At 47.0% G+C, this 13,748-nt stretch carries 8 protein-coding genes; 2 read left to right on the top strand and 6 right to left on the bottom strand.

Going from position 1 to position 13,748, the window contains the following annotated elements; all coding sequences use genetic code 11:
- Positions 1-150 precede the first annotated feature (150 nt).
- Positions 151-942, bottom strand: a complete 792-nt coding sequence (locus tag Q4Q49_RS05250; RefSeq protein WP_311998805.1) for a ComF family protein — start codon at positions 940-942, stop codon at positions 151-153.
- Positions 943-974: 32 nt separating this feature from the next.
- Here Q4Q49_RS05250 and bioH point away from each other — a divergent pair, with 32 nt between their 5' ends.
- Positions 975-1,769 (top strand): pimeloyl-ACP methyl ester esterase BioH, encoded by a 795-nt coding sequence (gene bioH / locus Q4Q49_RS05245; protein WP_311998804.1) that lies wholly within the window; start codon positions 975-977, stop codon positions 1,767-1,769.
- 61 nt (positions 1,770-1,830) lie between these two features.
- Positions 1,831-2,388, top strand: coding sequence for a hypothetical protein (locus tag Q4Q49_RS05240; protein WP_259566129.1), 558 nt, complete (start codon positions 1,831-1,833; stop codon positions 2,386-2,388).
- 99 nt (positions 2,389-2,487) lie between these two features.
- On the opposite strand, the gene Q4Q49_RS05235 is transcribed toward Q4Q49_RS05240, so the two are convergent.
- The 5 genes from Q4Q49_RS05235 to Q4Q49_RS05215 all read right to left on the bottom strand — a co-directional run bounded on the left by Q4Q49_RS05235 (position 2,488) and on the right by Q4Q49_RS05215 (position 13,604).
- On the bottom strand, positions 2,488-4,452 hold the full coding sequence (locus tag Q4Q49_RS05235) for an LTA synthase family protein (protein ID WP_259483618.1): 1,965 nt from the start codon (positions 4,450-4,452) through the stop codon (positions 2,488-2,490).
- A 216-nt stretch (positions 4,453-4,668) separates the two neighbouring features.
- The gene (locus tag Q4Q49_RS05230) at positions 4,669-7,032 is read right to left on the bottom strand and encodes a Tex family protein (RefSeq protein ID WP_311998803.1); all 2,364 of its coding nucleotides are present in this window, start codon (positions 7,030-7,032) and stop codon (positions 4,669-4,671) included.
- Positions 7,033-7,195: 163 nt separating this feature from the next.
- Positions 7,196-7,699, bottom strand: coding sequence for a transcription elongation factor GreB (gene greB, locus Q4Q49_RS05225; RefSeq protein WP_006079584.1), 504 nt, complete (start codon positions 7,697-7,699; stop codon positions 7,196-7,198).
- 83 nt (positions 7,700-7,782) lie between these two features.
- Complete coding sequence (locus tag Q4Q49_RS05220; RefSeq protein ID WP_014620512.1) at positions 7,783-8,715, bottom strand: diguanylate cyclase; 933 nt, start codon at positions 8,713-8,715, stop codon at positions 7,783-7,785.
- A complete protein-coding gene (locus Q4Q49_RS05215; protein ID WP_311998802.1) occupies positions 8,715-13,604 on the bottom strand; it encodes a PAS domain S-box protein in 4,890 nt (1,629 codons plus the stop codon). The genes Q4Q49_RS05220 and Q4Q49_RS05215 overlap by 1 nt, the downstream gene beginning before the upstream one ends.
- Positions 13,605-13,748 lie beyond the last annotated feature (144 nt).

The following is a 13,748-nucleotide window of genomic DNA, read 5'->3' as shown; positions in this document are numbered from 1 at the left end:
TAGCAAGTTTGTGGATTTTTGCCATAGCGATCACGATTCGACTGGGTAATTTGGGCTGTTTAAACGATATGATCTTAACGTATTAAAATCGAATAATGCCACTAAGACAGTCACTTAAGCAGACATTCCAAGGCGCTATATACATGCTTCTCATTCATTATCGAGATCATCCAACAAGCCTGGCGCCTCTGCCCTTGCCAAACACCATACCTGCACATGCACGTATCGCGCTTCGAATAAGCGGGCAATTTCAGAGACTGTGGTGCCTGTCGTGACCACATCATCCACCAGTGCAATACGCTGGAACGCAAAATCATCCGCTAACATAAAGGCATCTTGTAAGTTTCGTCGTCGTTGTGCACCTGAAAGCCCGGCCTGCGGCCGAGTGTCTTGCTGGCGCGTTAAGCCCTCGCTCACTAATGGCAGTTGCAAGAGCTGTGATAACTCATGGGCAATTAACCACGCCTGATTAAATCCCCGTTGTTGCAAGCGTTTTGGATGCAATGGAACTGGCACTATCGCTTGGGGCAGCGTGATTAATCCTTGCAGTTCTAATAGCTTAATTCGTGCCACTAAGGCACGGCATAGCACGGGCAAAGCGGCAAGTTGCCCTTGATATTTAATCGCGCCAATCCAAGCCCCTAAACCTTGATGATAACTGCAGGGCGCAACGACTTTACGCGGCTGACGCTTTTGGCATTCACCGCAATAATCGACCTCGATTTGCATCGACTTACCGCAGCCTAAGCAAATAGGTCCATGATATAAGCCAGATTGAAGACAAACGATACAAATGCCCGTCTCGGGGATAGGTATGGATTGGTGGCACAGCAGGCAACGGTTAGGTAAACTGCTCGCCAACCAGCTTGTGCCGAGTTGATAGCCTAAACGCATTATCCGCCAAGCGGATGGCGGCCAAATCCTTTTGACAAAGTGCGGCATACAATCACCTAATCCATTTTTGAGGCACTCAAGTGAGCCAAGTGACATCCACAAACCACGAAAATTTGCATATTGAAATCAGAGGCCAAGGGCCAGATCTGGTGATGCTTCACGGTTGGGGAGTCAATAGCGCTGTGTTTACGCCATTACATGAGTCACTGTCTCAGTATAGGGTGCACTATGTCGACTTGCCGGGCTTCGGCCATAGTCAGATGGTGGAAGGTGATCTATTAGCTTGGGTCGATGCCTTAGTCGCCGCATTACCAGAACACGCTATTTGGGCCGGCTGGTCACTCGGTGGGCTCGTGGCGACTCAGGCAGCACTGAGTTATCCACAAAAAATCAAAGGCTTGATTACTATTGCCTCATCCCCTTGCTTTATGGCAAGGGAAGACGAAGCATGGCCGGGCATTCCGCCACAAGTTCTTAATCAATTTAGAGAACAACTCGGCCAAAATTTACCTAAAACCATTGAGAAATTTCTGGCGATTCAGGCCATGGGCAGCGAAACCGCCAAGGAAGATATCAAACGACTGCGCGATCTTGTGCTTGCGCGTCCGTTACCCGATGCCAGAGCCTTAACTCAAGGTCTGAGTATGCTGACCGACATCGACTTAAGGCCGCAACTGACAGAGTTACAGCAACCTTGGCTTAGAATTTGGGGACGACTCGATGGACTAGTCCCCAAACGCGTACAACCTAAGATGCCGATCACGCCGCAAATTGAAGATGTGATGCTAGCCAAAGCCTCCCATGCGCCGTTTATTTCCCATCAACAGGAGTTTTTGCAGGTATTTATGCCTTGGTTAGCGTTACAGACACGCTAACGCTTTATCTTTGAGCGATTAATGACTAGTATTTAACCATTAGTGCACCAAGGAATTTTCCATGTTAGTTGTCAGTAACTACCCCCAAGTCCCACTAGCGACCAGTAATGTCGCGACGGACTCGGCTCGGGTCGACAACCAACTGAAACCTGTGGTTATTCCCCCACAAGCTGCCACTAAAGGTCATGAAGAACGTGCCTTTAATCCGCAGAATGAACGCACAGCGGATCAAACTCAGCAACAAACCAAAACGCTCGAAAATAATCAGCAACAAGTTCAAGAAAAACAGCAGCAACAGCAATCCTCGCAGCAACAAAGCCAACAACAGCAAGAGAAAAAAGCCCCCCTTGTGGTGGCCGAGCGGGTGTTACCTAAGACACTTAAAATTGCTGCACGCGGTCAAGCGGCGCTGCAACGTAAGGATATCCGCTTAAAGGTCAGTCAAGGTGCGGCAAATTATGCCAGCAGTAACGCCAAAGCGAATACCAGTAGTGCGGCGCGTCAATCGCTCCAAGGAGAACCGACTCAATTTTATCAACAGCTTGGGCAACGCATTGGTCAGTTCTATCAACAACAGACTCAGCCAGAGCAAGAATCTATTATGTCGACGTGGATTTAACCTATTCTAATCGTATGAATCCGTTTGCGCACAAAATTAACATGAATGATAAACAAAAATGCCGCTAAAAATAGCGGCATTTTTTATGCTGTTTAACGCTTATTTAGGCAAACGATACAGCTCTTGCTGGTAGGCCAAACTGCCCCATAATGCCCAACTTAAGGCTTTCTTCTCTAACGCTGCTGCAGCTGGCGCATAAGGCGTTAACTGCTCAGTTTTTTCGTTATATTCGAAACCTTGAGCCGCTTTTTCTGGCTGCAGGATCACTACATCTTTACCTTCCATCAGGGCAAAGTTTTTATCGTATTGCATTAACGCGCGTCCAGGCCAATCATCGCTGACCTGGGTCAAATCTCGGCCCAGCATAGGATAAGAGTCTGAAATACCAATCAATGATAGAAGTGTTGGCGGTAAATCAATTTGGCTCACAATACGATGATCGCGTTTTGGCGCTAAATTATCCCCAAGGATTAAACCCGGAATACGAAAACGTGACACTGGCACCAGATCCGCGCCACCCACTCGGCTGTCATGGTCGGCAACCACGATAAAAATCGTGTCTTTCCAGTAGTCCGCATTTTTCGCCAGTTTGAAAAACTCACCAATCGCATAGTCGGCATATTTCGCCGCATTATTACGGGTTTGCTTAGGTTGCTCGTACAGCTCGATACGATCATCTGGGAATTCGAATGGATCGTGGTTACTCGAGCTAAACACTAAACTAAAGAAAGGCTTACCTTCACTGTGTAGACGCTCAAACTCACTATTCGCCTTACGCATTAAGTCTTCGTCTGACGCGCCCCACGAACCCACGAAGGCCGGAGATTTATAATCTTTCTGATCTATGATGTCACTAAAGCCGTTGCCCAAAAAGAAGCTACGCATATTGTCGAAATGGCTCTCACCACCATAGATAAACTGCGTGGTATAACCATGATTTTTAAGTAATTCAGCTATGCTGAAGAAGCCAACTTGGCTCTTACCCAGTTTCACCACAGCACGAGCTGGCGTCGGGGTAAAACCTGTCGTTACGGCTTCTATCCCGCGCACTGAACGAGTACCTGTGGCGTACAAATTATCGAAATACCAACCTTCTTTGGATAAAGCATCGATATTCGGAGTCAGCGGTAAACCACCTAAACTCCCCACAAAACGTGCGCCTAAACTCTCTTGTAGTAGGATCACTAAGTTCTTTGGCTTTCCGGTATAACTGGCTTGGTTAAAGCTTAGCGATGGGATATCCGTTGAGGTAAATGCACTGTCAGGACGACCACTTTCCTGTCTTATGGTCGCAATAATCTCAGCGTTATCTAACTTGCCATACACTTTAGAGGCATCTTCTTCACTGCCCATCTGCTTGATGGCAAACACTAATGAATAGGCTGAGTTGATGACTAAAGAGTTCACTAATGGATCGTCGGCAAACGCCACCATAGCAGGGTTAATCGGTCTATGGCCTAAGGTTGAACGCGCACCCAATAACGTCATGGCGATAACAAGCACTGCCAATACTGGACGCCAGTACCAGCGCGGAAAACGTAGATTTTTAGTGAGCTTACCGCTTAACACCCAGCCGCCCCAAAGCGTACCGATAGTTAATAGCACGGAGAAGATCAGCTCAAGTTTGCGACCCGCCCACAGCATAGAAAGCACTTCTTTCGGGTAGATCAGATATTCCACATACAAACGATTCGGGCGAATACCGTATTCTTCAATAAACGCAGGGGTCGATGCTTCTAAAAAGAGGATGATCCACAGACCGACAGTTAACCACACCCGTAAAATCGGCTGCCACAGACGGCCAATAAAATGATCACCCGAAAATAATGCGGTTCCTAAGGCGGCAATACCCCATAACCAGCACAGGGTAGCGATATCGACGCGTAAACCTTGGATTAAGAGATGCGACCAACCATCCACAGCGGCCACGCGATCGGCTTGCCACAGCCCTAAAGCGATACGGCTCGCGGTGGCAATAAAAAGCACTAATAGCGAGAAAATAAAGATGGCGCGGAAAGGCCCATGGGCATTGTTGTGCCCGCGAGGTGATAAACCAGATTGCATGTGTTACCCCAAAACGTATAAAGAGCCACTCAGCGTTGGAGTGTCAATTTGAAAAAATCGTTGAATAAGCTGTGCTATGACAACCGATTTTGCTTAACGTTGCATTAAATGCCGACTTTATATTCCCTAAGACGATATTGATGCAACAATTTTGTGAGTAACATGTAAAAAAGTCGACTCGGACATGGCTTAAGTCCGAGTCTTAACGGTTAACGCTTACTTTTTCAGCTTAGCGAAGGCATCGGCAAAGGCATTGCCCATGGCCGCGTTCGCAGGTGCTTTAGGTGCTTGCTTTTGCGCAGGACGTGCAGCAGGTTTCGTCGACTGTGGTGCCTTACCATTATGAGTTCTGGCTGGATTATGTGGTCTTTGCTGCGATTTACTTTGATCGATAGCTTCATCCAAACGCATGCTCAAACCGATACGGCGACGCTCAACATCTACTTCCATCACTTTGACTTTGACCACATCACCCGCTTTCACTATTGTATGGGGATCGCTGATAAACTTGTCGGTCAGTGAAGAGATATGCACCAGTCCATCTTGATGCACGCCAATATCGACGAAGGCACCAAAGTTAGTCACGTTGGTCACCACACCTTCGAGCACCATTTCAGGTTTCAAGTGTTTAAGTTCTTCCACACCATCTTTAAACTTGGCGGTTTTAAACTCACCACGGGGATCACGACCTGGCTTATCCAGTTCGGCCAAAATATCCGTCACAGTAGGTAAACCAAACTCCGCCGTAATGAACTCTTCAGGTTTGATGCTGCGCAGTAGATCTGAGTTACCCATCAGGCTCGCCAGCTCCACTTGCTTAGTCTTAGCGATAGTTTCCACTAACGAATAAGCCTCTGGATGCACAGACGAGGCATCGAGTGGATTGTCACCTTCACGAATACGCAAAAAGCCCGCCGCTTGCTCATAGGCTTTAGGCCCTAAACGTGGCACTTTCAGCAACTCTTTACGATTCTTAAACTGACCATTGGCATCGCGGTAATCGACCACGTTTTTAGCTAACGTCTTGTTTAAACCAGCCACTTGCGACAACAAAGGCGCAGAGGCCATGTTGAGATCCACACCCACACCGTTTACACAGTCTTCCACCACAGCTTCCAGCGAACCCGATAATTGGCTTTGGCTCACGTCGTGTTGGTATTGACCCACACCGATAGACTTAGGCTCAATCTTCACCAGTTCGGCTAACGGATCCTGCAAACGACGCGCGATAGACACAGCACCACGAATCGAGACATCGAGATCAGGAAACTCCAGCGCCGCCAATTCCGATGCCGAATACACAGACGCGCCCGCTTCGCTGACCATCACTTTAGTCAACTGTGGATGGGTATCTTTCACTGCGGCAATCAGCTCAGCGGCCAGCTTGTCGGTTTCCCGTGATGCCGTGCCGTTACCAATCGCAATCAATTCAACCTTATGCATTTTGACTAAGTTCGCCAAAGTACGAATCGACTTTTCCCACAGATTTTGCGGTGCGTGCGGAAAAATCGTCGCATGGCACAACATCTTACCCGTGTTATCGACCACAGCCACTTTCACGCCAGTACGTAAACCAGGATCGAGTCCCATGGTGGCTTTCGCGCCCGCAGGAGCGGCCATCAATAAATCACCTAAGTTACGGGCAAAAACTTTAATGGCCTCGGCTTCGGCGCGTTCGCGCATTTGCGAAATAAACTCGGTTTCCATCTGTAGCGCAATCTTAATGCGCCATGTCGCCGTCACTACAGTTTTCAACCATTGATCGACGCTGCTATCGCCCAGTTTCAGCCCTAAGTGATCACTGATAATCACTTCGCAATAACTACCTTGACCGGCCTCAGCAGCAGGATCGGCATTCATAGATAACGCTAAGAAACCTTCGTTACGACCACGCAGCATCGCCAGCGCACGGTGAGAAGGGATTTTCGCTAACTGTTCGGTATGCTCGAAATAATCACGGAATTTCGCGCCTTCTTTCTCTTTACCTGCAATTAAGCGGCTTTCTAACACACTGTTTTGGCTTAAATGTTCACGCACTTTACGCAGTAATTCCGCGTCTTCGGCGTAGCGCTCCATCAGGATATAACGCGCGCCTTCAAGCACAGCTTTCACATCGGCGAAACCCGCTTCGCTATTGATATAATCTGCAGCTTTGGCTTCGACATCGGCGCTACGGTCAGCCAGTAAGGCATCGGCTAATGGTTCAAGCCCAGCTTCGATAGCGATTTGGCCCTTAGTGCGGCGCTTAGGTTTGAATGGCAGATACAAATCTTCGAGACGTGTCTTGCTGTCTGCGTCGTCAATAGCCCTTTGTAATTCTGGCGTTAACTTACCCTGAGCTTGGATGCTAGACAGAATCACTTGGCGTCTGTCGTTCAGCTCACGCAGGTAACCTAAACGTGTGTACAAGGTACGCAGTTGCGTATCGTCTAATCCGCCCGTGGCTTCTTTACGATAACGGGCAACGAAGGGAACTGTCGCACCATCGTCAAGCAGAGTGATGGTTGCGGCAACTTGTTGCTCACGAACATTCAGTTCTTGAGCGATAATCTGAGCGATGTTATGTGCATTAGTTTGCATAAATAAAGTGTCGTGCCTAACTGTAAAGTAAGTCGTTATTGCGCCAAAGATACCACAGGCGCCCCGTATGTTTCATGCTAAAGCCTAGGTCAAAGCAGAGTCTTTGATCTTTCCCCGTCATGCCATGGTGACCGCAGCGGTTGTCACGGCGGCAACCCTGTCGCTAATCTGCCTCGCTGGCGAGAGTGGTTTCAAAAGGAGTGTAACGGATCTGATTGATATACCACTCTTTTGGACCCGATGGCGTTTGCACTACCACCTCATCGTCCACTTGCTTGCCGATTAAGGCACGCGCCATGGGCGAGTCTATGGTGATGTAGCCCAATTTGGTATCGAGTTCATCTTTACCGACGATCCGATAACGCACGCGATCACCGGCTTCATTTTCAAGCTCAAACCAAGCACCGAAGAATATTTTACCTTCCTGCTGCGGCGAGTAATCGACAATTTTTAATTCTTCTAAACGCTTGACTAAGTATCTGACTCGGCCATCAATTTGTCTTAACAAACGCTTGTTGTAGGTGTAATCAGCGTTCTCACTACGGTCGCCTTGCGCCGCCGCTTCTTGGACTTTAAGGGTGATTTGCGGCCGATATTCTTTCCACAAATACTTCAATTCTTTATCTAAAGTTTGCCAACCCTGTCGGGTGATCAAATGCGCTTTCATAACTCTTTATTATCCACATGCTGAACCAAAAACAGCGGCAATTTCACAAAATGCACGCTAAAAATCACATACAAACTCACAGGCTAAAGCCCTAGGCCCACTACTTGGTTACGTCCACTCTCTTTCGCCAAGTACAATTGCTGGTCCGCTGTTTCGATCAGTGTTTGCCAAGTCAAATCACTTTTGGGTAGCACGCTCGCGACACCCGCACTAATCGTCACTTCTTGGAAGCTCGACTCGAGATGTTCAAGATGCAAAGCTTGTACTGCATTCACTATTTTCTGTGCCGTATGAATGGCACCGGCAAGCTTGGTTTCTGGCAGAATACAAATAAACTCCTCCCCGCCATAACGTGCAACAAAGTCAGTCGCGCGCTGCAGAGAATCGCTTATGGCTTTTGCAACCTGTCGCAAACATTGGTCGCCTTCCTGATGACCATAACGATCATTAAAACGTTTAAAAAAATCCACATCTAGCATCACCACAGATAAGGCTAACTCGTTGCGGCAGCAATGTTTCCATATTTCAGGAAGTCGCTGCTCAAACTGACGTCGATTAGCGACACCCGTTAAACTGTCAAGCAGCGCGATGGAATGCAACAGATCGGATTGTCGCTTGAGGGTAAACTGATTTTTTACCCGCGCAGTGGTGATAATTGGATTGATAGGTTTATGGATAAAATCGACTGCTCCCAGCTGAAAACCTTTAACTTCTTGCACTTCATCAAAATGAGCCGTGACAAAAATAACTCCAATAGTCGCGGTTTCAGGATCGGCTTTAAGATGTTGGCAAACGTCAAAACCCGACATACCAGGCATTTCAATGTCTAACAGCACTAAATCTGGCTGTACCTTCTGGCATATGGCTATCGCCTGCTCACCATTGGTCGCCATAAACAACTCATACTCTTCATTGAAGAGTTGATGCAGTATTTTGATATTGAGCGGCTGATCATCAACGATGAGGATCTTACCTTTCTCACTTTGGGGCCGAGCAATTAATTCTGCAAGATGCATTACGCCTCCTCCAACATGATAATCCGTAGCGTATCTAATGCCTGATTAAAATCGAGCGCTTGCACTTGCCCATGCAATATGGACCATTGTGGATGGCCTGACAGCAATTCAGCTAACTGGTCAGTTAAGGCCATAGCTTCTAAATTGTTCTCTTTTAATAGGTTCATTAGGGTATTAAGATCCGTCTTAACACTTTGCACCGATGCCGAAGAATACACGGCTTTTTCTACATTATCGCTAATAACTGCATTAAATTCTGCCACCTCAAAGTAGGTTGAAAGCTGCTGACTACTCTGATTAATCAGTTCCTCTAACGTATCCGTCCAGCGCTTAATATCAATCAGTTCAGGGCATTCTTGCTTAAACTGTTTCTCTAAGTAAGCCGCATGCGCAGCTAAACGCCGAGCACCAAAATTACTGGCAATGCCTTTAATACCATGGCTAATCGCCGCCGCCGTTGAGTGATCAAATATCTTAGTCGACTGCTTAAAGAGCGCGAGTTGCTTCATCATTTCAGGCGCAAAACTTTTGGCCATTTTTTGGAAGAAAGACTGATTACCCCCAAAACGACGCAGGATCAGGCGAATATCATCGAGTAATTGCTCATCACTCTGCTCCTGCGTCGCTTCAGGCCAGTGCCCTTCAAATTCAGCAGAGGTCATATCCTCACGGCCAACTAAGCGCAAAATACTCGGTAGTAATAGTGGCATATCGATGGGTTTGCCAACATGGTCATTCATACCCGCATTGAGACACTCTTGCCTATCGGACTGTGAAGCATTAGCTGTCATCGCAAGTATCGGTAATGCTGCGAAACGTCCATCAGCGCGGATACGTCGAGTCGCCTCCAATCCATCCATATCGGGCATTTGCATGTCCATGATGACAATATCGAATAAGTCACCACTCTCGAGCACCAAGGAAACACCTTCCATGCCGCCTTCTGCCAATACGACATTCGCGCCCTCATAACTCAATAGCTCATCGATAACTTGTCGATTGAGTTGATTATCTTCCACCACTAATATGGTTAGCCCTGCTAAAAATCGCTGTGAACGCGGCTGAGGGTGCGCCTCCATTGTCTTACCTTCGATGGCATTTAACACAGCTTCAGCCAAGATCTGCGATGTCACAGGTTTAGTGAGGAAATTAACGAAAGGGACATGTCTAATTTGCTGACTCTCGGCAATCACTTCATGGCCGTAGGCCGTTAACATCACCACCAGCGGAGTCTGGTTATTCGCGTCTGAGTTACGCAGCATTTCGGCGGTTTGTAACCCATCAAGGCCTGGCATACGCCAATCCATCAACACCACATCAAACGGTGTCGATTTTTCATGTGATTGTTTAACCTTCGCGAGAGCCGCATATCCACCTAAGGCAGTTTCAACCTCACACCCAAATCCGGTCAAAATTTTCTCTAAAATCTCCGTCGTCAATTCATTATCATCAACCACTAACACACGGTATCCGCTAAGGTCTGTATGCCGAGTTTCTTCGACTTGTATGATAGGAAACGTCATATCAAACCAGAAACGGCTTCCAACACCCACCTTGCTGGTCACATGTAACTCACTGCCCATAAGGCCGATAAGCCTTTTGCTTATTGCTAGCCCGAGCCCTGTGCCCCCAAAGCGGCGTGATGTTGAGGATTCTGCCTGTTCAAATCCGGTAAAAATCCGCTCAATCTGCTCATCACTGATACCAATACCCGTATCGGTAATTGAAATTTGTACTGTGACTGTATCAGCCTCATGGCGTAAACATTCAATGCCGACAATCACCTGACCGTGGTGAGTGAATTTAAGGGCATTACCTGCGAGGTTAACGAGGATCTGTTGCAATCTAAGTTGATCTGCTAATAACCAAGGAGGTAAAGCCGTGTCGAGATCAAACATCACCTCGACATCTTTATCACCATGGTTACCCGACAGTACAACGGCAAGATCCCGCATCAGCAATTCAATCGAACAAGGATGAAGATCGAGTACTAACTTGCCTGCATCAATTTTAGAAAAGTCGAGAATGTCGTTCAGTAGTCCTAATAAGGACTTAGCAGCCGTTTGAGTTTTATTAACATAATCTTGCTGCTGCCTAGACAAAGAGGTGTATTGAATTAATTGCAGCATGCCTAATACAGCATTCATTGGAGTGCGAATTTCATGGCTCATATTGGCTAAAAATGCAGACTTAGCCGCACTCGCCGTATCGGCCTCCTGCTTAGCCTCTCGCAAGCTTTCTTCCAATTGTTGCTGTTCAGTAATATCTAAATTAATCCCAATCACTCTAATAGCATGACCCTGTTTATCGCGCTCTACTTGGGCGGCTGCCTGAACGTAGCGAATCGAGCCATCAGTCCTTACCACCCTAAAAATAGGGTCATATTGCGCCGTTCCTTCCACAGCGCCTTTCAATTTAGCATCAGCAAAAGCAATATCGTCAGGATGGACCCGCATCGACCAGTGCTCATAGGTTAATCCTTGTTCACGAAGACTTTCAGGCTGATCGTAAATCGCAAACATACGTTCATTCCATTCAAGCGAATTACCGAGCAGATTCCAAGTCCAGATACCTAACTGAGCCACTTCGGCGGCCTTACTTAAATGGTTACTGGCCGTCATCAGTGCTTGTTGCTGCAGTAACATCAGTGAAATATCGACGCCAATGCCTAAATAACCAATAATCTCGCCAACACTGTCCCGCATCGCAGTGACAGAAAGTGACACTTGAAACTGGCTACCGTCTTTACGCACATAGGTCCAATTGCGGGTTTCCGAACCTTCGGCTCTTGCCTTATAGATGAAAACATCAAAGCCTTGAATGTCTTTACCATATTCAGCGGATAACTCTGCAGACCTTATCATCACCTCCTCTGGCAAATGCAGAGGCGCAGGGGTAGATTGACCTATCATTTCCTCGGCTGAATAACCGAGTAAGCGCTCTGCTCCACGGTTAAAAATGGTGATATTCCCTTGTACATCAGTGGCTATGATGGACATTTCAGAGGCGGCATCGAGCACGTTAGTCAGTAATGACCCTAAGTTATTTTTCTCAATCTGTGTCAACTTACGGTCGGTAATATCAATCCTTAATGCCACAAAACGTTCAATTTTACCGTATTCATCAAATACTGGACCAATCACAGTATCGAACCATTTCAACGTTTGGTGCTTATCACGATTGCAGATTTCACCGTGCCAAGACTGTCCCACGTTTATCTGTTGCCACATAGCTCGCCAGAAAGATGCATCATGTTCACCTGACTTGAGTATTGCATGGGTTTTCCCCACCAGTTGCTCACGCGCATAGCCACTAATACGGCAAAAATTATCATTCACCTCTAAGATGACGCCATTGGGGTCAGTAACGGAATAGAGTAGCTGTTGATTAATAGTGTCGAGCAAGGTTTGGTTTTCGAGTAACGCCTGCTGCAGCGCATGGGTACGCTTGGCTACTTGCCGTTCGAGACTCGCATTTAAGCTCAATATATATCGCTCAGCTTCCTGCTGCGCCGTAATATCGCGGATCGTTTGACTCATACCTACTATGTTGCCGTGTTCGTCGTAAATAGGCATGGCTGTTGTCGAGGTTGATAAATGGCTACCATCTTGTCGTTGATGGCTAGATATCCGATTTAATAAGGTTTTCCCCGCTAACACTTCGGCGAATAATGCTCTTTCTTGCTGCACTATGCTGGCAGGAATAATCAATTTACAACACGACTGGCCAAGAGCGTGCGCCTCGGTATAACCAAATAACTGCTCCGCACCTCGGTTCCAACTGGTAATTTGGCCTTTAGTGTCATAACTGATAATGCCATCGAGGGAATGCTCCAGCATGTTAGCGCGCCTTGCCTGCTCAAGTTGTACTTGTTTCTTACGCTGCAAACTAATAGACCACATGGCAATTAACGCAGCTAAAAGCAGGCTAAACAAACTGCCACTCAACAGCACTAAACTGGGCTGATTAAGACGCAGTGACTTAATAAATGATGGATAAGCGATGACTTCTATCTGCCATTGACGCCCAAAAATGTCTTTCGTCATTTTATGGCGATATGCAGATAGTGGAGACGCATCATCAGGGTGTGTTTCAAAAAAACTGATGGGACGCTCAGCTTGAGTGATATCGCTAAGCAACAGCTTAGTCATCTTCTGATTCAACGCTAACCCCATTAGAACTTCGTTCGTCACTAAGGGGGCATAACTCCAACCATACCCGGCTGAAAGTCTATCCTGTTGTGTTTTAGGTACTAAACCCGTGCGATAAATAGGCTGCAGAATTAAGAATGATTGTAGCGGCCTACCTGTAGCCTGCACTAATGTGATGGGTGCAGATAAGCGCACTTCACCGGATAACATAGCCGCATCGGCAGCGGCTTTACGATGTGCTTCTGAGGCAATATCTAAGCCAACGGCAGCTTTATTGCGGTCTACAGGCTCAATATATTCAATAACGTATCTTTCGCCATCATGGGCGTTAAGTTGGCGAATATTAAAATCAGGCCAATCATCTTGACGAACTCTTGCTATAAATGCCGCTTCATCGGCACTGGGTACTCGACGAATAAAGCCAAATCCACGGGCGCCGGGAAACTCATGGTCCACATCCCGCGTTAAACTATAACGATGGAAGCTAGCACGACTAATCCCATGCTCACCCGCAGTGACTATCGTGCCGCGTGCACCGCGTAAACCATATTGATATAAGGTGATACGGTTAATCACGTTCTCACTGATTTGCTCCGCGTTTTCGCGCAAGGCTTGCTCAATCGTTTGGGCGTTCATGCGCCCCGTCAACCCTGTTAATAACGCGCTTAGCGCCAATCCAATCAACAGGACTAATAAGCCCCATTTCGAAGCATTTTTATAACTCATGGACAAGTGCATAAACGCCTAATATTTTATAATCAGAGAGTTATGATTTTGGACTAATAAAAATTCTTTTGCCACTCAGCGAGTGGCAACAAACGATAAATGCGCCAAAAGTTGCTGATGCCCATTTAGTTACAATTTCACCCTTGGCGTGAATAA

Source organism: Shewanella sp. SP1S1-7 (genome assembly GCF_031932105.1).
In the GTDB taxonomy this organism is placed as follows: domain Bacteria; phylum Pseudomonadota; class Gammaproteobacteria; order Enterobacterales; family Shewanellaceae; genus Shewanella; species Shewanella baltica.
This window is presented reverse-complemented; position numbering and strand designations above follow the sequence as displayed.

Coding starts and splice junctions, on each gene's coding strand:
- Q4Q49_RS05240 (WP_259566129.1), top strand. CDS start 1,831: ATGTTAGTTGTCAGTAACTACCCCCAAGTCCCACTAGCGACCAGTAAT.
- Q4Q49_RS05235 (WP_259483618.1), bottom strand. CDS start 4,452: ATGCAATCTGGTTTATCACCTCGCGGGCACAACAATGCCCATGGGCCT.
- Q4Q49_RS05220 (WP_014620512.1), bottom strand. CDS start 8,715: ATGCATCTTGCAGAATTAATTGCTCGGCCCCAAAGTGAGAAAGGTAAG.
- greB (WP_006079584.1), bottom strand. CDS start 7,699: ATGAAAGCGCATTTGATCACCCGACAGGGTTGGCAAACTTTAGATAAA.
- Q4Q49_RS05230 (WP_311998803.1), bottom strand. CDS start 7,032: ATGCAAACTAATGCACATAACATCGCTCAGATTATCGCTCAAGAACTG.
- Q4Q49_RS05250 (WP_311998805.1), bottom strand. CDS start 942: ATGCCGCACTTTGTCAAAAGGATTTGGCCGCCATCCGCTTGGCGGATA.
- Q4Q49_RS05215 (WP_311998802.1), bottom strand. CDS start 13,604: ATGCACTTGTCCATGAGTTATAAAAATGCTTCGAAATGGGGCTTATTA.